This is a genomic window from Variovorax sp. Varisp85, assembly GCF_047304045.1.
Classification (GTDB): Bacteria; Pseudomonadota; Gammaproteobacteria; order Burkholderiales; family Burkholderiaceae_C; genus Variovorax.
Genome location: NZ_JBGLYN010000012.1, coordinates 1 through 21,685 on the forward strand (window position 1 = coordinate 1; position 21,685 = coordinate 21,685).

Sequence of the window (21,685 nt, forward strand, 5' to 3'; positions counted from 1 at the left end):
CCCAGGGGGGGCGCAGCCTTGCCTGGATCCGCGGTGCGGGCGGTGGGCGACAACACGCCGCATTCCCCGGCGCGGCGGGTCGCGCGGCGGCGCTCGGCGGCCTCGCGGCTGCCGAGCACGTAGGTCGCCACTCCGGCGGTCTTCGCAAAATCGCGCCAGTTGGACCAACGGGACAGCTCGGCCTCGTCGTTGCTGAGATACAGGAGCCCGCAGCGATGGAAGCCCGTGTCTTCCCCGCTTTCGGCGGCAAACCGTTCCCAGAGATCAAGGCTCTTGCTCGCCATCGGCAGTTCGCGAGCGTCCCGGTTCTGCTGCCGGCACCAGCCCCAGTTGCGGCTCGATTGCTCGGCGCCGATCCTTCCCTTTTCGACCAGGGCGACCGATACACCGCGCTTGGCCAGGTAGTAGGCGGTAAAGACGCCGATGATGCCGCCGCCGATCACGACGACGTCAGCGGAGGCCGGCGGCTTGGAGGAAGTGTTGAGATGGTGCAGCGGAGGGGACATGATGAATCTCGCTCGTCGATTCAAGCCTGGACGCTTTCGCTGCTTTCCTCGAAGCCAAGAATGGCTTTGGTTTCCAGGTATTCCTCGAGACCTTCGATGCCGTATTCGCGGCCGTTCCCCGAGCGCTTGTATCCGCCGAAGGGTGCATGGGGGCTCCAGGCCGGATAGTTGATGTGCACCTGCCCGGAGCGGATGCGCGCCGCGACGGCGCGTGCCGCTGCAAGGTCCTGCCCCTGGATGTGAGCGCCCAGGCCGTAGACGGTGCCGTTGGCAATCTCCACGGCCTCGTCGACGCTGTCGTACGGAATGATCGCGAGTACCGGCCCGAAGATCTCCTCTTGCGCGATCTGCATCCGCGGATGCACCGCGGAGAAGATGGTCGGGCGGCAGTAGAAACCGCGGCTCAAGGCCTCGGGCCGGCCGAGGCCGCCGCAAAGGAGCCGCGCGCCTTCGGCGATTCCGATGCCGATCATTTCCTGCACCCGATTGAACTGGGCGCGATTCGCCACAGGGCCGTGCGTGGTCTGCTCGGCGCGCGGATCGCCCACGACGAAGCTGGACGCCGCTTCGTGCGCGATGCGTTCGACCTCCTGGAGGTGCTCACGCGGCACGATCATGCGCGTCGGCGCGCTGCACGACTGGCCGACGTTGCGCAAGGCGGCCGCCACACCTGCTGGCACGGCTCGCGCCAGGTCCGCGTCCGGCAGGATCACGTTGGGCGATTTCCCGCCGAGTTCCTGAGCCACGCGCTTCACCGTCGGGGCGGCCGCCTGGGCCACCAGGACGCCGGCCCTGGTCGAGCCGGTGATCGAGATCATGTCCACGTCCGGATGCGCCGACAGCGCGGCGCCGACCTCCGGCCCAGTGCCGCTCACCAGGTTGAAAACGCCCGGCGGGATGCCGGCGTCTTGCATCACCTGCGCAAAAAGCAGGGCGCTCAGCGGCGACAGTTCGCTGGGCTTCAGGACCAGCGTGCATCCCGCCGCCAAGGCCGGCCCGACCTTGGCGGTGATCTGGTAGAGCGGCCAGTTCCAGGGAGTGATCAGGCCGCACACGCCGATGGCCTCGCGCATGATGGCCACGTCCCCCCGATGGGTGAGAAACGGATAGCTGGCCAGATTGTCCCGGGCCACGCGGATGTGCTGCGCCGCAACCGGCACCTGTGTGCTGCGCGCAAAGCCGATGGCAGCGCCCATCTCCTGCGAGATCACCTGGGCGAACGACTCTGCTCGTTCGAGGATCAGGGCGTGGACACGGTCGAGAAGCAAGACCCTGCTCCGGACGGAGCTCACGGACCAGGCGACGAAGGCGCGCCGCGCCGCAGCCACCGCCGCATCGACGTCCTGCGCAGTTCCCAGCGCGATCTCCGCAACGGGTTCCTCGGTCGACGGGTCGATGACAGAGGCGCGAGCCTGCCCCTGGGGCAGCACCCACTCGCCGTCGATGAACATGCGGTCCAGACGGCCAGTGCTCCGGAGGCGTTCGACGATGGAGGAGTTCACGGAGTTGGTCCTTTGGAAAAGGGGCTGAGGTCGGACTTGTGGATGTCCAAAAGTCTAGGCCGCGTGCCCCTCGCGCCGGTGCTGCAATGGGGGTCTTGCACAAAGCAGACTGCGGTTGTGCGAGTCGCTACAGCAGATCGTGCCATCACGCCATCCGTTCTGCCGACGCCTCGACCTCGCTCTCCGTGTGATCGGCTAACCGCGCTTCTGCAATGTCGAGTGCGGATGCAGCGGATGCGCCAGCGTGTCGGCGATGAGCCTCAGCGCCTGATCGCACTGCTCCCGCGACATCGGCCCGCCCAGGCAAATGCGCACCGCATCTGGCGGATCGCCATCCGTCGAAAATGCTGCGCTCGCCACCACGCCCACGTTCTGGGTGCGCAGGTAGGACGCGAACTCCACCGGGCTCCAGCCCGGTGTGAGCGGCAGCCATGCTTGAAAGCCCTCAGGGTGTGCCTGCAACCCGCTGTCGCCCAGATGGCGCGTCGCGAGCAGTTGCCGCGCCCCCGATTCGGCGCGCACCGCCTGCAGCATCGCCTCGGTCGTTCCGTCTTCCACCCACAGCGTGGTCAGCGCATTGGTGATCGGCGAGGCCATCACGGTGGTGGCGCGCATCGCGCCCGCGAGGCGCTGCGACTGCACCACCGTCGGTGAACACACATACGCGCTGCGCAGCCCCGCGCCGAAACATTTGGAGAACCCGCTCACGTAGTAAGTGAGCGCGGGGGCAAGCGTGGCGATGGTGCCCGGCGTCTGGCGCGGCAGCATGCCGTAGGCGTCGTCCTCGATGATCGGAATGGCATAGCGCAGCGCCACGTCGGCCAGCGCTTCCCGCCGTGCGCGCGACACGGTGCCGGCGGTCGGATTCAGCAGCGTCGGGTTGCAATACAGCGCCTTGGGCTTGAGCGTCTTGCAGGCATGCTCGAAGGCATCGGCGATGGGGCCGTCGTCGTCCAGCTGCAGCGCATGCAGCTGCACGCCCAGTTGCGCCGCGATGGCCTTCACGCCCGGGTAGGTGAGCGACTCCACGCAGATCAGCTCGCCCGGCCGCGCGAGCTGCGAGAACAGCGCCGTGAGCACGCCGTGGATGCCGGGGCACACCAGGATGCGGTCCACGCTCGCATGCGGCACGAAGGGTCGCAGCCATTGCAAGGCCACTTCGCGGTCGTGCGCGGTGCCGCCGAAGTCCTGGTAGCGCAGCAGGTCGTGGAAGTCGATCTCGGCGAAGGCACGGCTCGCGCTCTCGTGCAGCCGCGCCATCAGGTGCGCGTCGTCGGGCTCTGGCGGCATGTTCATCGTCATCTCGGCGCCGCTGCCGCCACGCAGCCGCAGGCTGGGGCTGCCGGAGCGGATGAAGGTGCCGGTGCCGGCGCGCGAGTCGATCAGGCCGCGCTTGCGCGCCTCGGCATAGCCGCGCGCCACCGTCGTGTAGTTGAGATCCAGGTCGGCCGCGAGCTCGCGCAACGTAGGCAGGCGGTCGCGCACGCCAAGGCGGCCTGTCTTGATGTCGTCGGCGATCAGATCGGCCAGCAGCAGGTAGGCCGGCCGGTCGCTGTTGCGCAGCTGCTTGCGCCAGTGGGTGGTGATCGTGGGCATGGGGTGGATCGTCGAAGTTGATTGCATCCATTGATTGCATCGGGCCACCGATCAAGCACGCAGGAATCGCGCCCGCCCCGGAGGCGCCGAATGCTTCGATCGGGTGCGATCAACCTCATTGATCGGGTGCATTGATCGCATGGCGGATGCGTCGTCGCGGTGCGGAAACCGGCCGGCAGCCTCTGTGCGTGCCCGCCTTTGCGGCCTTTCGAATTTTTTTATCCGCACGCAAGGCGCACCGCTGCGCATTGATCGCGAGTTGATCGCACGCACCCGGCCGCACGCTGGCACATCGCCTGCAAAGAGAAAGGCACGCAAGACCTGCGTTCAACCCCTCAACCGGAGTACCCCATGCCCAAAGTCACCCGCCCCCGCAACGAGAAAGGCGAGTACCTCGTCGACTACGAAGAGAAGGTGTTCGAAGACGTCAAGGCCGACCCCGGCGAGAAGGCGCTCGTCACCTTCCACACGGTCGCCTTCGAAGGTTCCATCGGCTTCGTGAACCTGCTGCAGGCCACGCGCCTGCGCCGCAAGGGCTACGAAACCTCGGTGCTGCTGTACGGCCCCGGCGTGACGCTGGGCGTGCAGCGCGGCTTTCCCACGCTGGGCGACGAGGCCTTCCCGGGCCACCAGAACTTCAACAAGCAGATCAGCAAGTTCATGGAAGAAGGCGGCAAGGTCTACGCCTGCCGCTTCGCGCTGCAGGCGCTGTACGGCCACGGCGAAGGGGCGCTGATCGAAGGCATCACGCCGATCAACCCGCTGGACGTGCTGGACCTGGTGCTGCTGCACAAGAAGGCCGGCGCGGTCATCCTCGACACCTGGACGCTGTAGGGCAGGGCACCGGCGATGGCTTCCACATCCCGCATCGTGCGTGCCGCGGCGATCCAGATCGCGCCCGACCTCGACCGGCCCGACGGCACGCTCGACCGGGTGTGCAGCGCCATCGACGAGGCCGCATCCAAGGGCGCGCAGCTCGCGGTCTTTCCAGAGACCTTCGTGCCCTACTACCCCTACTTCAGCTTCGTGCTGCCGCCGGTGCTGCAGGGTGCGCCGCACCTGCGGCTGGCTGAACGCGCGGTGGTCGTGCCGGGCCCGGTCACGCAGGCCGTGGCCGAGCGCGCGCGCCATCACGGCATGGTCGTGGTGCTCGGCGTGAACGAGCGCGACCACGGCAGCCTCTACAACACGCAGCTGGTGTTCGATGCCGACGGCACGCTCGCGCTCAAGCGCCGCAAGATCACGCCCACGTACCACGAGCGCATGGTCTGGGGCATGGGAGACGGCGCGGGGCTGAAGGTGGTCGACACCGCAGTGGGTCGCGTCGGCGCGCTGGCCTGCTGGGAGCACTACAACCCGCTCGCGCGCTACGCGCTGATGGCGCAGCACGAGGAGATTCACTGCGCGCAGTTCCCCGGCTCGCTGGTCGGCCCGATCTTCGCGGAGCAGATGGAAGTGACCATCCGCCACCACGCGCTGGAGTCGGGCTGCTTCGTGGTCAACGCCACCGGCTGGCTCAGCGACGAGCAGATCCGCTCGGTCACGCCCGACGCCAACCTGCAGAAGGCGTTGCGCGGCGGCTGCCACACCGCCATCGTCTCGCCCGAGGGCAAGCACCTCGCGCCGCCGCTCACCGAGGGAGAGGGCATGGTGGTGGCCGACCTCGACATGGCGCTCATCGCCAAGCGCAAGCGAATGATGGATTCGGTCGGCCACTATGCGCGGCCCGAACTGCTGTCGCTCGCCATCAACGACCGGCCGGCGCAAACCACCGTGCCGATGCATCTCACGCAACCCTTTGTTCAACGGAGCTCCGACCATGACCACCACGACGACACAGCAAGACAGCCGGCAACTGATGACCGAGCTCCAGTCCTTCGGGTTGCGGCTGGTTGATCCTTCGGCGGGCGTTGCGAGCCGCCGCGGCGGCGCGGGCCCCTCGGACCACAAGGCCGTGACGGTGGACGGCCACACGATCATGGTGCCGGTCCATACCTCCACGGCCTGGCACTCGCCCTTCACCGCCGAGGCGCCCGACGCGCAGGGCATGAGCCGCGTGATGCGCGGCAGCATTCCCATTGCCAGCATCAGCTTTCCGAAGCAGCCGCGCTTCTACGCGATGCAGACCTTCGACGGCGTGCCCTATTCGCACATCGCCACGCTGCACGGCAGCGACGTGCTCGCCACCACGGTGTTGCAGACCTGCATCCGCTACGAGAGCCGGAAAAAGAGCTGCAAGTTCTGCGCGATCGGCCAGTCGCTCGCGGCCGGCCGCACGGTAGCGCGCAAGACGCCCGAGCAACTCGCCGAGGTGGCGCGCGCCGCCGTGCTGCTCGACGGCGTGAAGCACATGGTGATGACCACCGGCACGCCCAACGCCACCGACCGCGGCGCCGCCATCCTCTGCGAGAGCGCCTTCGCCATCAGGGCCGCGGTGGATATTCCCATCCAGGGCCAGTGCGAGCCGCCCGACGACGACCAGTGGTTCCACCGCATGAAGGCGGCCGGCATCGACACGCTGGGCATGCACCTGGAAGTGGTGACGCCCGAGGTTCGCGAACGCCTCATGCCGGGCAAGGCGAGCGTGCCCGTCTCGCGCTACATGAGCGCCTTCGAGGCGGCCGTGGGCGTGTTCGGACGCGGGCAGGTCAGCACCTACATCCTGGCGGGGTTGGGCGATACGCGCGAAGCCATCCTCGACACCTGCGACCAGTTGCTCGCGCGCGGCGTGTACCCCTTCGTCGTGCCCTTCGTGCCGATCAGCGGCACGCCGCTCGAAGACCATCCGGCGCCCACGCCCGAGTTCATGAAGTCGCTGCTCGCGCCGCTGGGCGAGCGCGTGGTGGCGGCGGGCCTGCGCTCGGCCGACATCAAGGCCGGCTGCGGCAAGTGCGGCGCGTGCTCGTCGCTGTCCGTCTACGAAAGCTGACCATGCTGTGCATCGACGACCTGAGCGAACTCGACCTGCACTACGCGCCGGTCGAGTACCTGGTGCGCGAGGCGGCGCAGCAGTGGGAGCGCGACGAAGCGATGGGGCTGCGCCGGGCGGTGTTCTGCATCGAGCAGGGCATCTTCGTGCGCGACGACCGCGATGCCATCGACGACCACGCGCAACTGCTGGTGGCGATGTCCTGCGCGGCGGGCATGCCGGAGCAGGTGGTGGGCACGGTGCGCATCCACCGCGGGGAGGCAGATGGCGAATGGTGGGGCTCACGCCTTGCCGTGCATCCCGCGTTCCGCAGCCAGGGCCACCTGGGCGTGACGTTGATCCGCCTGGCGGTTTCGCGCGCCAACGCGCTCGGCTGCAAGCGCTTCTTCGCGCAGGTGCAGATGCAGAACGTGCCGCTCTTTCGCAAGCTGGGCTGGCAACTGCTCGAAGAAACCGGCGTGCACGGCCGCCCGCATGCACGCATGCAGGCCGAGCTCGGCTGGTACCCGCCCTGCCACGACCCCGTGAGCGGTTTCGTCACGCGCTCCAAGGTGCTGCCATGACCAACAACGTCCACGAAATCGCCGAAGCCCTTCGCGCCACGCGCGGCTTCGCCCACAAGCGCGACATCAGCGATGTGGTCTCCGCCCTCGGTCGGGCGCTTCCGGGCGGCCACGCGGCGCTCGCGCAGGCCGTGCCCATCGGCGACGACTGCGCCGCCATTCCCGACGGTCACGGCGGCTACCTGCTGTTCGCCATCGAGGGGCTGGTCGAGGACTTCATCGTGCGCATGCCGTGGTTCGCGGGCTACTGCGGTGTGATGGTCAACGTGAGCGACATCTACGCCATGGGCGGTCGGCCGACCGCCGTGGTCGATGCACTGTGGAGCACCGGCATGAGCCCTGCGGACGATGTTCTGTGCGGGCTGGCCGAGGCGGCTGTGCGCTACGGCGTGCCCATCGTCGGCGGCCACAGCAACAACCGCAGCGAGCGGCCGCAGCTCGCGGTCGCGATCCTCGGCCATGCGCGCAGTCTGCTCAGCAGCTTCGATGCGAAGCCCGGCGACCTGCTCGTGATGGCGGCCGACCTGCGCGGCGCCTACGAGGAGCCCTTTCCCTACTGGAACGCATCGACCGCCGCGCCCGCCGCGCGCCTGCGCGCCGACCTCGAAGTGCTGCCCGCGCTGGCCGAAGAAGGCCTGTGCCGTGCAGCCAAGGACATCAGCATGGCGGGCGCGGTGGGCACGGCCATGATGCTGCTGGAGTGCTCGGGCGTGGGCGCGCGCATCGAGCTCGACGCACTGCCCAGGCCCGCGGGCGTGCCGCTGATGCGCTGGTTGTCCTCGTTTCCGAGCTACGGCTTCGTGCTGAGCGTCGCGCCTGCGCAGGCGGGCCCGGTACTGGCGCGCTTCGCCGCGCGCGACATCGCCTGCGGCGTGATCGGCGAGGTCGACGCCACGCGTCAGGTGCACCTGCGTGCCGGTGGAGAAGAAGCCCTGCTGTGGGACTTCGGCAGCGACGCCTTCATCCAGCCACCCGCCATTCGACTGGAGGCCGCCGCATGCCGGTGACGCACTTCCGCGTGCGCTGGCCCGACGCCAGCGAGACCCGCTGCTACTCGCCCTCCAGCGTGGTGCGCGAACACCTCGTGCCCGGCGAGCCCTATGCCCTCGGTGAGTTCATGCAGCACGCGCGCGAGGCATTGGGCCTCGCCAGGGAGCGCGTGCGCGCGAAGTACGGCTTCGCGTGCTCGCAGGCGATGGACCAGCTCGCGGAGATCGAACACATCGCTGCGCGCTTCGCGGAAACCGCCGGCGCGCAGGTCACCGTCGTCGCCTTCGACTGACGACTCCATCCCCAGAGAGAAAGAAGAACCCCATGTCACACCCCTACGGCGGACGCAGCCACTACAGCGTCGTCATCGTCGGCGGCGGCCAGGCCGGCCTGTCGCTGAGCCACTGCCTGCAGCAGCGCGGCATCGACCACCTCGTGATCGAGAAGCGCAGCCTGGTGCACACCTGGCGCACGCAGCGCTGGGACTCGTTCTGCCTCGTCACGCCCAACTGGCAGTGCCAGCTGCCGGGATGGAGCTACCTCGGCAGCGATCCGCACGGCTTCATGGTCAAGGACCAGATCAACGAATGGCTCGCAGGCTTCGTCGATCATGTGAAGGCACCGGCCATCGAGGGCGTGACGGTCGAGCGCGTCTCGCGCGATGGAGAACGCGAGCGCTTCAACGTGCAGACCGACGCCGGCCTCTACACCGCCGACCAGGTGGTCGTGGCCTCGGGCGGCTACCACCGCCCCATCGTGCCGCGCCTCGCCGAGAAGCTGCCTGCGGGTGTGGCGCAGTTCCACTCGGCGCAGTACCGCAACCCGGCGCAGCTGCCCGAGGGCGCGGTGCTGGTGGTGGGCTGCGGCCAGTCGGGCGCGCAGATTGCCGAAGACCTGCACCTGGCCGGCCGCAAGGTTCACCTGGCCACAGGCCACGCGCCGCGCTGCGCGCGCTTCTACCGCGGCCGCGAGGTGGTCGACTGGCTCGCCGACATGAAGTACTACGAGATGCCCGTCACCGAGCATCCGCTGCGCGAAGGCGTGCGCGACAACACCAACCACTACGTGACCGGCCGCGACGGCGGGCGCGACATCGACCTGCGGCGCTTTGCGCTCGAAGGCATGGAGCTGTATGGGGTGCTGAGCGGCTTCGACAGCGGAAACTTCGAGCTGCAGCCCAACCTGCGCGACAACCTCGATGCGGCGGACGACACCTACAACCGCATCAACGCGTCGATCGACAAACACATTGCGGCGAAGGGCATCGAGGCGCCACCGCCTTCGGTCTACACGCCCGTGTGGGTGCCGACGCAAGAACGCACGCGGCTCGACCTTGCGGCGGCGGGCATCGGCAGCGTCATATGGTGCATCGGCTTCTCGCCGGACTTCGCGTGGGTCGATGCGCCGGTGTTCAACGGGCGCGGTGCGCCGGTGCACCTGCGCGGGGTGACGAACGAACCGGGCCTGTACTTCCTGGGCCTGCCGTGGCTGCACACTTGGGGGTCGGGGCGCTTCTCGGGCGTAGCCGGTGATGCGGCGTTCCTCGCGGAAACCATCGAAAATAGAAGATCGAAACTGCGCGAGGCCCATGCCGCAGCGGCACGAACACTCCATGCCGCCTAGTGATCGAACATGTGCCGATGGTGTTCAGCGCTTGAAGAACATTGTCCTTCGCGCATTGCGAAATGCCGGTCGAACGCGTGAGCTCCATGCCGTTGCGCGCACCGCCAGCCATGCCGGGCTGTCGAGTGCGTCCGGGCTTTCGAGGTCGTAGCAGGCGTAGTACCGGGGAGAGCCGAAAGCAACGACGTAGCGCGAGGCCCGCACCGTTCCCTTGACCGCGGCCAGCCCGGGCAGATGCTCCTGCGCATACCAGGCGTTGAGTTCTTCCTCGAATTCCGGAAGTACGTCTGTCTCCACAACGTAGTGGAACGGGGCGGCCCGGCCTTGCGAAGCGCCCGCTATCTCCTGTGTGCAGACAAGGCGATGCCACCCGGAGCCGCCGCGCGGGAGTGCGTCGATCGGCAATGCGTCGCCCGGCAGGTAGAGGTAGATCGCGCCGTCGTCCACGGCCTGCCAGGGCCGGGCTTCCGGATGGAGCCGATGAAGTTCGGCCATGAGCAATTCGTTGGATGCAGCAGGTGCGTCCAGCTTGAGCAGCCAAAGGTCTTGCATCGCTCGTTTCGTTTCAGTGCGCGACGTTCAGTGCCACGAGCAGCCGTGACACCATGTTGTAGGCCGCCACCGTCGCCACGAGCTCCACGACGCCCCTGGCATCGAAGTGCTGCTGCACCTGCGTCATGAGGGCCTGCGGCACGACGATCTGCCGGGTCATGGTGTCGGTGAGTTCCAGCACCAGGCGTTCCATCGGCGTGAAGACGTCCGGCAATGCCTCGTCGCGAACGGCCGCGATCTTCTCGCTGCCGACGCCGGCCTTCTGTGCGTGGGGCACATGCGCGTCGAACTCGAAGCTCGCGCCGTTGAGTACGGCGACGCGAAGAATGATCAGTTCGCGCAGATCCGCCGGCACGCCGGTCTGGTTGCGCACGGCCGTGAGCAGGCGCTCCCAGCCCGAAGCGATCGGGCCGCTGTTGAGCAGCACCTGGTAGAGCAGGGAGACGCGACCGCGCTCCGCCATGATGCGGGACTCGACCTCGGCCAGTTCGGGCACCGTGCCGGGTTGCACCAAAGGCACGCGGATGTGGGAGATGGTCATTGATCGATCCTGATGTTCTTGTCTTGGATCAGCTTGGCCCATTTGTCGGTGTCGTGCTTCAGCAGCGCGGCCAGCGCCTGGGGCGTCGATGGCGCGGGCTCGGTGCCCGCCTTGAGCAGCTTCTCCCGCACCTGCGGATCGGCCAGCGTGTTGCGCACGGCCTTGTTGAGTGCGTCGACAACGGCCGCAGGCGTTTTGGCAGGCGCGAACATGGCGTACCAGTTGTTCGTGTCCACGCCCTTGATGCCTTGCTCCTCCAGGGTCTTGACGTCCGGCAACGACGGCAGGCGCTTGGGCGACGCCACGCCAAGTGCCTTGAGACGTCCGCCCTGCACGTAGTTGAGCAGCCCCGGCACATCACCGAAGAAGCCGCGCACCTGCCCGCCCATCAGGTCGGTGATGGCGAGGGCTCCGCCTTTGTAGGGAACGTGCAGGAGCTTGGCACCAGTGGCGTCCTTCAACTGCTCGATGGCCAGGTGCGGAATGCTTCCGATGCCGGACGACGCGATGGCGGTGGGGTTGGGGCGGCTTTTCGTGGCCGCCACGAACTCGGCGGCATCCTTCGAAGATTCGTCCTGATTCGCGACCAGCAGTTCGACGTTGTTGACGACCACGGCAACAGGCGCGAAATCGCGTTGCATGTCATAGGGCAAGCTCTTGTAGAGCGCAGGGTTGATGGCGGCGGCGCCCACGCTGGTCAGCCAGACCGTGTTGCCGTCCGGCGGGGAGCGCACCACGCTCACAGCGCCGATCGCTCCGTTCGCGCCCGGCTTGTTTTCGACGATGACCGTGCGCCCCAGTTCCTTGCCCAGCCGTTCCGCCATGATTCGTGCGACCAGTTCGACCGGGCCTCCCGGCGCGAAGGTGACGACGATGCGCATGACTTGCGGTTGAGCAACTGCGTTGGTTGCGATGGAAAGGCCGAGCGCGGCGGCGAGAAGAAATTGCTTGATCACGAGTTTTTTCTCCGTCAGGGGAATTGTTGGAATGCGTTCAATCGCAACGTGCTGTCATGCCGCCATCCACGACCAGCTCCGTGCCGGTAATGAAGCGTGCCTCGTCGCTGGCCAGGAACAGCACGGCGCTCGCGGTGTCGCGGCCGTCGCCCATGAAGCCGAGCGGGATGCGTTTCTGGCGTTGGGCGAGCAGCGCCTCGACGTCGCCGCCTGCGCGCTGCCTGGCCAGCCGCGTCTCGACCATCGGTGTGTGCAACTGCCCCGGCACCACGCTGTTGACCCGCACGCCCTTCGCGGCGTGTTGAACGGCAATGACGCGCGACATTTGAATGACGCCCGCCTTGGTCGCCGCATAGGCCACTTGCGCGCTGCCGGTCCAGCGCATGCCCGAGGTCGACGAGATGTTGACGATGGAGCCCGCGCCCTTGGCCAGGAGTGTGGGAAGCACGTGCTTGCAGGTCAGGAACACGCTCTTGAGGTTGATGTCGATCTGCGAATCCCATGCGTCTTCGGCAAGTTCCACCGGCCCTCCGGCGGCGGAGCCACCGACGTTGTTGACCAGGATGTCGATCGTTCCGTAGGTCTGCAGGCAAGCCGCCGCCATGGCAGCGACGCTGTCGCTGCTGGTCACGTCGCAGACCCAGGGCGTGATCGAGGCGCGTGCAGCGCCGGCGAGCTCCAGGGTTTCGTCAAGCCGCGCACGATCGCGGTCGACCGCCAGCACCCTGGCGCCTTCTTCCGCCAGCCGCACTGCAATGGCGCGGCCGTTTCCCCAGCCGGCACCGACACATCCGGCGCCGGTCACGATGGCCACCTTGTTCGCAAATCGCAAGCTCATTGGTTGTCTCCAAATTGATAAAGTCGTTGGGGGTTGTGCATGAGCAACGCTTCGCGCGCGGCTTGGCTCGGTGCGATCTCGGCGATGAGATCGACCAGTTGCCGCTCGTCCGGAATGGGCCCTCCGTGGTTGGGGTGGGGCCAGTCGTTGCCCCACAGCACGCGGTTGCCGAATTCCGCGACCAATGTCCTGGCGAAGGCTTGAGCGTCTGCGTAAGGAGGCCCCAGGCGCGTGATGCGGTCCATGCCGCTGACCTTCACCCAGAAGCGCTCGTCGGCCATCAGCATCAGCAGCGCCTGGAAGTCCGGCTGGTTCAGGCCGAGGGCCGCGTCAATCCGGCCGATATGGTCGATCACCACGGGTGTCGGGGAGCGTCGCAGCGCCGGCGCCAGATCGGTCAGCAGGGCAGGGTCACCATGTATCTGCAGGTGCCAGCCCAGCGGCGCGATGCGCGCGGCCAGTGCAAGGACGTCTTCGATCGGCGTATGCCGTCCCAGATGTCCCATGAAGTTGAAGCGAACGCCCCGGAAACCGGCTGCGTGGAGGCGTTGAAGTTCGGCATCGTGGACGTCCGTTGGCAGCAGGGCAATGCCACGATAGTCGCTAGGACGTGATGTGACGGCGTCTTCTGTCGCACTGTTGTCGAAGCCGTGACAGCTCGACTGGACCACCACGCAGCGCGTCAGGCCCAGGCTGTCGTTCAGCGCGTATAGGGCTTCCTTGGGCGCATCTTCCTGGGGAACGAAGGTGGCCCCGGGTGCATATGGAAAGCGTGATCGAGGGCCGAAGACATGGCAATGTGCATTGCATGCCCAGGATGGAAGAGTCAATGTCATGCCGCGAGTGTTGCAACCCGCGGATATCGGTGATAGGTATGCGTGTCTATATCAGCTATGCTCATTCGCTATGGAACTGCGGCAGCTTCTCTACTTAGTCACGGTGGTCGACGCCGGGAGTCTCAGCCGAGGTGCTGTGGTACTCGATCTCGCCCAGCCCAGTCTGAGCAGACAGATCGCACTTCTCGAGGCCGACCTCGGACAACGGCTGCTCGTGCGAACGGGGCGTGGCGTGGTGCCGACCGAGGCGGGGGAGGCCTTGCTCATTCATGCCCGCGCGATGCTCGACATTTCCCGGCAAGCCCGTGACGAGTTGCGCGACATGGATGAAAGCCCTGCCGGCCGGATCATCGTCGGCATGCCGCCCCGCGTGGCGTTGGGGCTGAGTACGCCGCTTGTCCAGCGATTCAGAGAGAGGTTCCCGCGCGCAGTGATCACGGTGCTCGAAGGACTGAGCGTGGCACTGCGCGAGTCGTTGATTGCGGGAAGGCTGGATCTTGCGCTTCTGTTCGACCCCGCGGCCTCACCCCAGTTGACGTTCCAGCCGCTGATGCGAGAGAAGCTGCTGCTGGTCGCACCGCCCGCCAGCAGATTGCCGGCCAAAGTAGGCCTGGCCGCATTGGCGAACTACCCGATGGTGCTGCCGAGCGCTCCGAATGCGATTCGCCATTTGCTTGACTCCGTGTTGAATCCGCGTCGAATCCAGTTGCAGGTTCTTGCGGAAGTCGGTGCCGTCCAGACCGTGCTCGCATTGGTCGCTACGGGTGTTGGATGCACGATCCTTCCGGAAAGCGCACTCCGGGCGAGCGGCAACGAGAAGCTGCAGCGCGCGCCCATCGGTCCGCCGACGATCTGGAATGCGTTGATGCTGGCGACGCCGGTGGCGCGTCCCGCAACGCGCCTGACACGGGGAACCGCACAGCTCTTGCAGGAACTGGATTTCCGGCAGCGCTAGCCGGGTCGGACTTGCGGCCGTAGGTACAAGTCGCTCGCGATCTCGAATGCGAGCACAGGCATAGCTGGCAGACATAGCTGATATAGGAGCGACCAGCTTACGAATGCTGGTATCGCCACGGAGACTCCGGCACCATGTCCATCGAAAACCAGTCAACTCCCGCAGGCGGGGCTCTTTCACGGAGCAAGCTGATCTCATACCGCCCGGCACGCGCGAGTGCGGATGTCCAGATCGAATTCACTGACCAGGGCACGGGGCCCGTTGTCTGCATCCTGCCGTCGCTGGCTCGATCGGGGCGAGACTATGACGTCGTTGCAGCCCATCTCGCAGCATCAGGCTTTCGCGTCCTTCGACCTGAACCGCGCGGCATCGGTCGCAGCAAGGGGCCGATGGAAGAGCTCGATCTGCACGACTTCGCGAGCGATGTCGCCGCGGTCCTCGACAGCGAGGCAGTCGGTCCGATCGTGATCGTCGGCCATGCGTGGGGCAGTCAACCCGCCCGCACACTGGCGGCAGACCGGCCGGATCTCGTACGCGGTGTCGTCATGGCGGCGGCTTCCGCCGGCAAGCTTCCTCCCGGGTCGACCGAGAAGCCCTACAGCCGCCTGCGCGATGAGATCGACGGTGCGGGCGATCTCTCCCTGTCGGAGCCTCGAAGGCTCGAGTGCCTTCGCAAGGCTTTCTTTGCGCCGGGGCACGATCCCAGCGTGTGGCTTGGCGGCTGGTTTCCTGCGGCCCACGATGCCCAAGGTCGCGCCCGGGAGATCACCCCCGTGGATGACTACTTCTCCGCGGGCGACCGCGTACCCATCCTCGACCTTCAGGCCGAGCATGACGCCGTGGTCGTCCCCGACATCATGAAGCCGATGCTGGGCGATCGTGTCACCGTCGAGATCGTTCGCGACGCGGGGCATGCAATGGCTCCAGAGCAACCGCGCGCGATGAGCGACGCGATCGCGTCCTTCGCGCGAAAGGTGTACCTCGCTGTCTGAGCGGTGAATGCAGGTTTGCGGCCGAAGGCCTGCTCAGGCGGATGCCAGAAGAGCGGCTGTCGCTTTCTCCCGCAGGGAAAGCAATGGGCCGCTGAGTTCCTGCTCCACGTCGTCCATGTTGGCGGCGGTGGCGACACTGACGTTGAGCACATAGATCGGGCGATCCGCCAGCACGATCGGTGCTGACAGGGCGATCACTTCCGGTTGCCATGCGGCGCTGCAGTAGCCGCGCTGCTCGATGCTGAGTTTCGCGGACTTGATCTCGTCTCGCAACTGCCCCCATCCGGTGGAGCGTCTGCTGCGGAACAGTGCCAGCAGCGCTCGCCTCGTGGATTCCGGAGCGACCGCCAGATAGGCGCGGCCCAACGAAGTGAGTTCCATCGGCACCCGTTGACCTGCCACCACATGGCGTAGCGCAACGCGGCGGTTGTAGCGAACGGATTCGAGATAGACCATTTCGTCGCGATCGGGCACCGCCAGGCCGACGTTGATGCGCATCTTTTCGGCCAGCGCGCGCATCAGCGGGGCGACCGTGTTCAGCACCGGCGAGCCCGCGCGCATCGCATGGGCCAGGCTCAAGACATGTGCGGCGAGGCGGTAGGCCCGGCGGGCGCGATCGTGCTCCAGCAGGCCGGTTTCCACCAGCGTCTGCGTCAGGCGGCTCACGGTGGCACGAGACAGTCCCGTGCGTTCCGCGAGCTCGCCGTTGCCAAGCAGATCGGCGCCTGGCCTGAACGCTCTGAGCACTTCGACACCGCGCACGAGCGACCGGTTGAGCATCGGGTCTTCGTGGTGTGGCCGGCGCGCTTTTTCAGAGGGTGTGTTCGACATGTTCCGCGAGTGGCGTGTGGCGCTGAAAACGTGGGGAGAGGCGCCGGGCAGCGTATCACCGATTTCCATCTGTTGGAAATAGGGGGGTGCGCGAACCGCTTGGCAAACCTAAGCTTCACCCATTCGATGAGAACCGCAGCCCAACGTGGCCGTCGATGGGGCTTCCCGTACTTCCCTTGTCAAACCGGAGACAAATCCATGCAGATCACGCTGACCCTGGCGCGTGCCAAACGAGCCGTCCTTTTCTCTTGCGCCACCGTTGCAGCAAGCCTGACAGCCTTCCCCGCTTTCGCGGCGTTTCCGGACAAGCCCGTGAAGATCGTGGTGCCATTCGCGCCGGGCGGAGGCACCGATCTCGTGGCGCGCACCATGGGCATCACCATGGGCCAGGAGCTGGGTCAACCGGTGATCATCGACAACAAGCCCGGTGCAGGCACCATCATCGGAACCGACGCCGTCGCGAAGAGCCAGCCCGACGGCTACACGCTTGTCATGGCGACCGTCGCGCACGTGGTGAATCCGAGCCTCCTGCCAAAGCTTCCCTACAACTACGAGAAGGCATTTGCGCCGGTCATGCTGGTGGGAATTTCGCCGAACGTGCTCGTCGTCCGGGCCGAAAGTCCTTACAAGTCCGTGGGCGACATCATCGCCGCGGCCAAGGCCCATCCCGGAAAGCTCTCGTTCGCATCGCAGGGCGCCGGCACATCGGCTCATCTCGCAGGCGAACTCTTCAAGAATCTCACCAAGACCGACATCACGCACATCCCCTACCGCGGCGCCGGCCCGGCCATCACGGATCTGCTGGGCGGCCAGGTCGATGTGATGTTCGCCACGGCAGCCGCGGTCGGCACGTTCATCGAAAGCGGCAAGCTGCGGGCGCTGGCCGTGACCACCGCCTCGCGCTCCACGGCGCCCTCGCTGGCCAGGGTGCCCACCGTCGCGGAGAGCGGCGTGCCCGGTTACGTGGCGGACAGCTGGTATGGCCTCTATGCGCCGGCCGGAACGCCACGGGACGTGATCATGAAACTGAACGCCGCCGCAAGGAAAGCCGTCCAGACCGAGGCCTTCCGCAAGCGCGTGGAAAGCGAAGGCCTCGTGATCGACGCGGGTTCGCCGGAGGCGTTCGACCGCTATGCCAAGGGTGAAGAGGCCCGCTGGCGAAAGGTGGTCAAAGAGAACCACATCACCACTGACTGAGGCCCAAGGGCAAAAAAATGACCGAAAACCTGATCCAACTCGAAGTCGTCGACGGCGTCGCCACGCTGTGGTTGAACCGCCCGGAAAAGCGCAATGCCATGAGCGACGACATGCGCACCGAATTCATCGCCGCGCTCGAGCGCGTGGCGAACGACAAGGCGATTCGCGCCCTGGTGCTGACGGGCAAGGGAAATGGCTTCTGCGCCGGCGGCGACATCGCCGGCATGGAGCGCCGGATGCAAGCGCCCGCGGGCGAGGTCGGCTTCAACGGTTGGAGCCGCCAGCAACGCGTGCACCACGCGCAGTCGCTGCTGCACACCATGCCCAAGCCGACCATCGCCGCAGTCAACGGCGCCGCGTCGGGCCTGGGTGCCGATACGGCGCTCGCCTGCGACTTCATCATTGCGTCGGATGCGGCGAGCTTCACCTGGTCCTATATCAACCGCGGCATCATTCCCGACGGCGGCGGCATGTACTTTCTGCCTCGCCGCGTCGGCCTGGCCAAGGCCAAGGAGCTGATCTTCAGCGGCCGCAAGGTCGAGGCCGAAGAGGCGCTTCGTCTCGGCATCGCCGATCGCAAGGCCGATGCGGACAGCCTGATTGCGCAGGCACAGCGCTGGGCCGCCGAAATGAGCAAGGGCTCCGCCACGGCGCTGGCCCTGGGCAAGACCATCCTCAACCAGAGCTTCGAGTTGTCGGCCCATCAGGTGTTCGCCCAAGGCAGCCAGGCGCAAGGCATTTGCTACACCAGCACCGAGCATCGCGAATCGGTGATGGCGTTCCTGGCCAAGACCTCCACCCCGGCCGGCAAGGAGTGAGCGCCATGAATGCCATCTCCCGACTCCTCAAGCCACGCAGCGTCGCCGTCATCGGAGCGTCGGGCGACGCCACCAAGACCGCTGGCAGGCCCATCTCGTACCTCGTGAAGCACGGCTTCTCGGGCGAAATCTATCCGGTGAATCCGAAGGCCGATCGCATCGGCGAGCTGGCCTGCTATGCGGACGTGGCTTCGCTGCCGGCGGTGCCTGACGTGGGCATCGTGCTGCTCGGGGCCGAGCGCGCCCATCTGGCGGTGCGCGACCTGGCCGCCCGCGGCACCGCGGCAGCCATCGTGCTGGCCAGCGGCTACACCGAGACCGGTGAAGAGGGCGCGCGCCGCCAGCGGCAGCTGATGGACGCGGCCGGGTCCATGCGCATCCTGGGGCCCAACACCATCGGCCTGGTCAACCTCACGGACAACATCGTGCTGTCGGCCACGGGTGCGCTCGAGATGGCGCACTTTCCCGTCGGCGGCGTCGGCGTGGTGTCGCAGAGTGGCGGCATCCTCGGTTCGCTGTTGTCTCGCGCTGCGGTGCGCGGTATCGGCCTGTCCAAGCTGATCTCGACCAGCAACGAGGTCGACCTGGAGCTGGCGGACTTCATCGATCATCTCGCCGAAGACGACGCCACGAAGGTCATCGCGCTGTACGTCGAGACGGTGCGCAATCCGGAGAAGTTCCGCGCTGCGGCGCTGAAGGCGGCACGCGCGGGCAAGCCTGTGGTCGTGTTCAAGATCGGCCGCTCCGAGGCGGGCGCAAAGGCGGCGGTGTCGCACACCGGCGCGCTGGCCGGTGCCGACCGCATGTACGACGCGCTCTTCAGGCAGGTGGGCGTGATCCGCGCCCGGACATTCAATGACCTGCTGGACATCCCCGCCGCACTGGCCACCGGCCGTAAGCTGCGCGGCAACCGGGTCGCGATCCTGACCTCCACCGGCGGCGCCGGGACGCTGGTGTCGGACGACCTGGGCCTGTCCGGCTTCGATACGCCCGCACCCGATGCCGCGACGGCCGAAGCATTGCGCGCGCTGCAGACCGGCGACCATGCCGTGCTCGATCGGAACCCGATCGACGTGACCCTGGCGGGCCTGCGGCCTGACTTGCTGCGCGGCGCCATTGACGTGCTGTTGAAGAGTCCCAGCTACGACGCCTTGACCATCATCGTCGGCTCATCCAGCCTCGCCATGCCCGAATTGATGGCCGGCGCGATCCAGGACTGCCTGCCGACCTCGGACAAGCCCGTCATTGCCTACGTGAGCCCGCACGCGCCGGAAATCGGCGCGCTGCTGACACAGCGCGGTGTCCCCGCTTTTGCCGCGGCGGAAAGCTGCACCGCTGCGCTCGGCGCCATGCTGCGGGCCAGCCAGTGGAAAGACCCGGGCGAGCCGACCGCCGCCATGCAGCCGGTTGCGGTAGGCGATCTGCCTTCGGGCTCGCTCGACGAGGCGCAGGCCAAGCAGCTTTTCAGCCGTTTCGGCGTGCCGTGCGCGCGAGAGCTTGTCGTCACCGAGCCAGCGCAGGCCGAGGCCGCTGCGCGTGAGCTGGGTGGCCGCGTAGTGTTGAAGATCCTGTCGGCCCAGGTCACGCACAAGAGCGACGTGGGCGGTGTGGCGGTCAACCTCACGCCCGACACGGTGGGCGCGCGCCTGCTGCAGATGGCGTCCGATGTCGAGGCCAACGCCGGCTCGAGGCCGCAGCGATTCCTGGTGCAGGAAATGGTGGCCGGCGGTACCGAACTGATCCTCGGCATGCACCGTGATGCGCTGGGCACGGCCATCCTGCTGGGAATGGGCGGCGTCACCGCAGAGCTGTTCAAGGACACGGCGATGCGGCTTCTGCCGGCGCAAGGTGGCCTGAGCCGCGACGAGGCACTGGGCATGGCGCAGGAACTGAAGACGTGGCCGCTGCTGGACGGCTTTCGCGGCCGGCCCAAGGCCGATGTCGAGGCGCTGCTGGCGGCCATCGTCGCTTTCTCTCACATGGCGGCCCAACTGGGTGACCGTCTGGTCGAAGCCGAGATCAACCCGGTGTTCGTGCTGCCGCAGGGGCAGGGCGTGCGTGCTGCCGATGGCGTGGTCGTTCTTGCCTGAAGAAATTGAACCCCTGAATCAGGAGAACCTGGATGCATGCAACGGAAGTATTTGCGCGATACGCGGCCGAGTTTTACCGGCAGCCGCTCCCTGCCGAGGTCATTCATCATGCCAAGCGCGCAGTGATCGACTGGTATGCATCGCTTTTCCCGGGCCTGGATGCGGCACCGGTGCGCATGCTGGAGCAAGCCCTGGGCGACGACCTCGATCGCGGTGGCGCCTTCCTGGCGCAAGGGCGCCCGGCCACTGCGCGCGCTGCTGCGCTCATCAACGGCACGGCTGCGCATGCCGCAGAGGTAGATGACAGCTTTCGCGAGGCCATGTACCACCCAGGCGCTGCGACCATCGCGGCCGCAATGGCCGGTGGGCAGGACATCGGTGCCTCAGGGCTTCAGTTTCTGCGCGGCGTGGTGCTTGGCTACGAGATCTCGACGCGAATCGGCGTCGTGATGGGCCGGCCGCACTACAAGTTCTGGCACAGCACGGGCACCGTGGGTAGCTTCGGAGCGGCTGCGGCGGCTGGCGGATTGATGGAGCTCGACGAAGTTGCCTTCGCGCACGCGCTCGCCACCGCTGCGACCTTCACGGCGGGACTGCAGCAGGCGTTCCGGATGGATTCGATGTCCAAACCACTGCATGCGGGGCGTGCAGCCGAGGCGGGCCTCCTCGCTGCCCAACTGGCGCGGCGCGGCCTGACGGGTTCGCTGGATGTCCTCGATGGCGACGCCGGGCTCGGCCAGGCCATGAGCAACGGGCCCGACTGGTCGCAGGTCGGCGCGACGCTCGGGCAGGACTTTCACATCACACGCCTGACATTCAAGAACCATATCGGCTGCGGCCACACTTTTCCGTCGATCGACGGCGCCCTCGCGCTGCAGTCGAAGCACCGTATTGCGACTGAAGACATCGTTCGCGTTCGTGTAGGCACCTATCGGCCAGCATTGGATATCGCTTGCTACGAGCGACCGGCTTCCGCCAACGAAGCACGCTTCAGCTTGAAGTACATGGTGGCGTCTGCCCTCGTGCATGGCAGCGTGCGCATGGCGGCGTTTGAGCCGGCGCGCCTCGAGGATCCCGCAACGCGCGCCCTGATGGAGCGCATGGAGGTCGCGGTGGATCCGGCGCTCGACGCGGCATTCCCGGGCCAGCGTGCCGCACGCATCGAGATCGACACCGCGGATGGGCGCCGGCTCAGCCATCTGCAGCCCAATCGGAAGGGCGATCCCGAGGAGCCACTGAGTGACGCCGACCTGGAAAGCAAGTTTCTCGAACTGTCCACGCCGGTGATCGGTGCCGCGCGGGCGCGCAGGCTTCTCGAGCGGCTGTGGCGCCTGGAGAGTGCGACCAGTCTTGCATACGAATCTTGATGA

22 protein-coding genes are annotated in these 21,685 nt (G+C 66.9%); 13 read left to right on the forward strand and 9 right to left on the reverse strand.

The features are described 5' to 3' along the window. The 3 genes from ACCC97_RS07040 to ACCC97_RS07050 form a co-directional block, all read right to left on the reverse strand. Nucleotides 1-506, reverse strand: a 506-nt coding sequence (locus tag ACCC97_RS07040) for an NAD(P)/FAD-dependent oxidoreductase (protein ID WP_413331949.1), incomplete at its 3' end; no start/stop codon positions are given. A 20-nt stretch (nt 507-526) separates the two neighbouring features. Then, nucleotides 527-1,957: an aldehyde dehydrogenase family protein gene (locus tag ACCC97_RS07045; protein WP_413332020.1), complete on the reverse strand. Its 1,431-nt coding sequence runs from the start codon at nt 1,955-1,957 to the stop codon at nt 527-529. 246 nt (nt 1,958-2,203) lie between these two features. Next, nucleotides 2,204-3,604 (reverse strand): PLP-dependent aminotransferase family protein, encoded by a 1,401-nt coding sequence (locus ACCC97_RS07050; protein ID WP_413331950.1) that lies wholly within the window; start codon nt 3,602-3,604, stop codon nt 2,204-2,206. A 351-nt stretch (nt 3,605-3,955) separates the two neighbouring features. Here ACCC97_RS07050 and ACCC97_RS07055 point away from each other — a divergent pair, with 351 nt between their 5' ends. From ACCC97_RS07055 to ACCC97_RS07085, 7 genes are read left to right on the forward strand one after another with little or no spacing between them, the layout of a single operon-like run. After that, entirely contained in the window at nt 3,956-4,438 is a 483-nt protein-coding gene (locus ACCC97_RS07055; RefSeq protein ID WP_007832834.1) for an MSMEG_0572/Sll0783 family nitrogen starvation response protein, read from the forward strand. Nucleotides 4,439-4,453: 15 nt separating this feature from the next. Next, a complete protein-coding gene (locus ACCC97_RS07060; protein ID WP_007832835.1) occupies nt 4,454-5,500 on the forward strand; it encodes a Nit6803 family nitrilase in 1,047 nt (348 codons plus the stop codon). Then, entirely contained in the window at nt 5,463-6,533 is a 1,071-nt protein-coding gene (locus tag ACCC97_RS07065) for an MSMEG_0568 family radical SAM protein (protein ID WP_007832836.1), read from the forward strand. The genes ACCC97_RS07060 and ACCC97_RS07065 overlap by 38 nt, the downstream gene beginning before the upstream one ends. Before the next feature lie 2 nt (nt 6,534-6,535). Then, nucleotides 6,536-7,096 (forward strand): MSMEG_0567/Sll0786 family nitrogen starvation N-acetyltransferase, encoded by a 561-nt coding sequence (locus ACCC97_RS07070; protein WP_007832837.1) that lies wholly within the window; start codon nt 6,536-6,538, stop codon nt 7,094-7,096. Beyond that, a complete protein-coding gene (locus ACCC97_RS07075) occupies nt 7,093-8,103 on the forward strand; it encodes a sll0787 family AIR synthase-like protein (protein ID WP_413331951.1) in 1,011 nt (336 codons plus the stop codon). Before ACCC97_RS07070 ends, ACCC97_RS07075 begins: the two co-directional genes overlap by 4 nt. Then, entirely contained in the window at nt 8,094-8,378 is a 285-nt protein-coding gene (locus ACCC97_RS07080) for an MSMEG_0570 family nitrogen starvation response protein (RefSeq protein WP_413331952.1), read from the forward strand. The genes ACCC97_RS07075 and ACCC97_RS07080 overlap by 10 nt, the downstream gene beginning before the upstream one ends. Nucleotides 8,379-8,410: 32 nt before the next feature. Continuing rightward, on the forward strand, nt 8,411-9,709 hold the full coding sequence (locus ACCC97_RS07085; RefSeq protein WP_413331953.1) for an MSMEG_0569 family flavin-dependent oxidoreductase: 1,299 nt from the start codon (nt 8,411-8,413) through the stop codon (nt 9,707-9,709). A gap of 24 nt (nt 9,710-9,733) precedes the next feature. On the opposite strand, the gene ACCC97_RS07090 is transcribed toward ACCC97_RS07085, so the two are convergent. From ACCC97_RS07090 to ACCC97_RS07110, 5 genes are read right to left on the reverse strand one after another with little or no spacing between them, the layout of a single operon-like run. Further along, nucleotides 9,734-10,261: a DUF4286 family protein gene (locus ACCC97_RS07090; RefSeq protein ID WP_007832845.1), complete on the reverse strand. Its 528-nt coding sequence runs from the start codon at nt 10,259-10,261 to the stop codon at nt 9,734-9,736. Nucleotides 10,262-10,274: 13 nt separating this feature from the next. Beyond that, the gene (locus ACCC97_RS07095; RefSeq protein WP_007832847.1) at nt 10,275-10,802 is read right to left on the reverse strand and encodes a carboxymuconolactone decarboxylase family protein; all 528 of its coding nucleotides are present in this window, start codon (nt 10,800-10,802) and stop codon (nt 10,275-10,277) included. Beyond that, nucleotides 10,799-11,758, reverse strand: a complete 960-nt coding sequence (locus tag ACCC97_RS07100; protein WP_413331955.1) for a Bug family tripartite tricarboxylate transporter substrate binding protein — start codon at nt 11,756-11,758, stop codon at nt 10,799-10,801. Before ACCC97_RS07100 ends, ACCC97_RS07095 begins: the two co-directional genes overlap by 4 nt. Before the next feature lie 37 nt (nt 11,759-11,795). Continuing rightward, the gene (locus tag ACCC97_RS07105) at nt 11,796-12,596 is read right to left on the reverse strand and encodes an SDR family NAD(P)-dependent oxidoreductase (protein WP_007832850.1); all 801 of its coding nucleotides are present in this window, start codon (nt 12,594-12,596) and stop codon (nt 11,796-11,798) included. Beyond that, nucleotides 12,593-13,432, reverse strand: coding sequence for an amidohydrolase family protein (locus ACCC97_RS07110; RefSeq protein ID WP_413331956.1), 840 nt, complete (start codon nt 13,430-13,432; stop codon nt 12,593-12,595). Before ACCC97_RS07110 ends, ACCC97_RS07105 begins: the two co-directional genes overlap by 4 nt. 70 nt (nt 13,433-13,502) lie before the next feature. Between ACCC97_RS07110 and ACCC97_RS07115 the strand changes: the two genes are divergently transcribed. Together ACCC97_RS07115 and ACCC97_RS07120 are read left to right on the forward strand one after the other, a co-directional pair. Next, on the forward strand, nt 13,503-14,387 hold the full coding sequence (locus tag ACCC97_RS07115; RefSeq protein WP_413331957.1) for a LysR substrate-binding domain-containing protein: 885 nt from the start codon (nt 13,503-13,505) through the stop codon (nt 14,385-14,387). A 134-nt stretch (nt 14,388-14,521) separates the two neighbouring features. After that, a complete protein-coding gene (locus tag ACCC97_RS07120; protein WP_081502650.1) occupies nt 14,522-15,379 on the forward strand; it encodes an alpha/beta fold hydrolase in 858 nt (285 codons plus the stop codon). Nucleotides 15,380-15,412: 33 nt separating this feature from the next. Here ACCC97_RS07120 and ACCC97_RS07125 read toward each other — a convergent pair whose 3' ends face one another. Then, nucleotides 15,413-16,210, reverse strand: a complete 798-nt coding sequence (locus ACCC97_RS07125) for an IclR family transcriptional regulator (protein ID WP_413312634.1) — start codon at nt 16,208-16,210, stop codon at nt 15,413-15,415. Nucleotides 16,211-16,408: 198 nt separating this feature from the next. Here ACCC97_RS07125 and ACCC97_RS07130 point away from each other — a divergent pair, with 198 nt between their 5' ends. From ACCC97_RS07130 to ACCC97_RS07145, 4 genes are read left to right on the forward strand one after another with little or no spacing between them, the layout of a single operon-like run. After that, entirely contained in the window at nt 16,409-17,407 is a 999-nt protein-coding gene (locus tag ACCC97_RS07130; RefSeq protein ID WP_413331958.1) for a Bug family tripartite tricarboxylate transporter substrate binding protein, read from the forward strand. A gap of 17 nt (nt 17,408-17,424) precedes the next feature. Further along, entirely contained in the window at nt 17,425-18,225 is an 801-nt protein-coding gene (locus ACCC97_RS07135; RefSeq protein WP_413312636.1) for an enoyl-CoA hydratase/isomerase family protein, read from the forward strand. Nucleotides 18,226-18,230: 5 nt separating this feature from the next. Next, nucleotides 18,231-20,315 (forward strand): acetate--CoA ligase family protein, encoded by a 2,085-nt coding sequence (locus ACCC97_RS07140; RefSeq protein ID WP_413331959.1) that lies wholly within the window; start codon nt 18,231-18,233, stop codon nt 20,313-20,315. A 32-nt stretch (nt 20,316-20,347) separates the two neighbouring features. Beyond that, the gene (locus tag ACCC97_RS07145) at nt 20,348-21,682 is read left to right on the forward strand and encodes an MmgE/PrpD family protein (protein ID WP_413331960.1); all 1,335 of its coding nucleotides are present in this window, start codon (nt 20,348-20,350) and stop codon (nt 21,680-21,682) included. The last annotated feature ends 3 nt before the right edge of the window (nt 21,683-21,685 follow it).

Coding starts and splice junctions, on each gene's coding strand:
- ACCC97_RS07125 (WP_413312634.1), bottom strand. CDS start 16,210: ATGTCGAACACACCCTCTGAAAAAGCGCGCCGGCCACACCACGAAGAC.
- ACCC97_RS07055 (WP_007832834.1), top strand. CDS start 3,956: ATGCCCAAAGTCACCCGCCCCCGCAACGAGAAAGGCGAGTACCTCGTC.
- ACCC97_RS07080 (WP_413331952.1), top strand. CDS start 8,094: ATGCCGGTGACGCACTTCCGCGTGCGCTGGCCCGACGCCAGCGAGACC.
- ACCC97_RS07145 (WP_413331960.1), top strand. CDS start 20,348: ATGCATGCAACGGAAGTATTTGCGCGATACGCGGCCGAGTTTTACCGG.
- ACCC97_RS07065 (WP_007832836.1), top strand. CDS start 5,463: ATGACCGAGCTCCAGTCCTTCGGGTTGCGGCTGGTTGATCCTTCGGCG.
- ACCC97_RS07075 (WP_413331951.1), top strand. CDS start 7,093: ATGACCAACAACGTCCACGAAATCGCCGAAGCCCTTCGCGCCACGCGC.
- ACCC97_RS07110 (WP_413331956.1), bottom strand. CDS start 13,432: ATGACATTGACTCTTCCATCCTGGGCATGCAATGCACATTGCCATGTC.
- ACCC97_RS07070 (WP_007832837.1), top strand. CDS start 6,536: ATGCTGTGCATCGACGACCTGAGCGAACTCGACCTGCACTACGCGCCG.
- ACCC97_RS07135 (WP_413312636.1), top strand. CDS start 17,425: ATGACCGAAAACCTGATCCAACTCGAAGTCGTCGACGGCGTCGCCACG.
- ACCC97_RS07130 (WP_413331958.1), top strand. CDS start 16,409: ATGCAGATCACGCTGACCCTGGCGCGTGCCAAACGAGCCGTCCTTTTC.
- ACCC97_RS07085 (WP_413331953.1), top strand. CDS start 8,411: ATGTCACACCCCTACGGCGGACGCAGCCACTACAGCGTCGTCATCGTC.
- ACCC97_RS07115 (WP_413331957.1), top strand. CDS start 13,503: ATGGAACTGCGGCAGCTTCTCTACTTAGTCACGGTGGTCGACGCCGGG.
- ACCC97_RS07140 (WP_413331959.1), top strand. CDS start 18,231: ATGAATGCCATCTCCCGACTCCTCAAGCCACGCAGCGTCGCCGTCATC.
- ACCC97_RS07045 (WP_413332020.1), bottom strand. CDS start 1,957: ATGTTCATCGACGGCGAGTGGGTGCTGCCCCAGGGGCAGGCTCGCGCC.
- ACCC97_RS07120 (WP_081502650.1), top strand. CDS start 14,522: ATGTCCATCGAAAACCAGTCAACTCCCGCAGGCGGGGCTCTTTCACGG.
- ACCC97_RS07060 (WP_007832835.1), top strand. CDS start 4,454: ATGGCTTCCACATCCCGCATCGTGCGTGCCGCGGCGATCCAGATCGCG.
- ACCC97_RS07090 (WP_007832845.1), bottom strand. CDS start 10,261: ATGCAAGACCTTTGGCTGCTCAAGCTGGACGCACCTGCTGCATCCAAC.
- ACCC97_RS07105 (WP_007832850.1), bottom strand. CDS start 12,596: ATGAGCTTGCGATTTGCGAACAAGGTGGCCATCGTGACCGGCGCCGGA.
- ACCC97_RS07095 (WP_007832847.1), bottom strand. CDS start 10,802: ATGACCATCTCCCACATCCGCGTGCCTTTGGTGCAACCCGGCACGGTG.
- ACCC97_RS07050 (WP_413331950.1), bottom strand. CDS start 3,604: ATGCCCACGATCACCACCCACTGGCGCAAGCAGCTGCGCAACAGCGAC.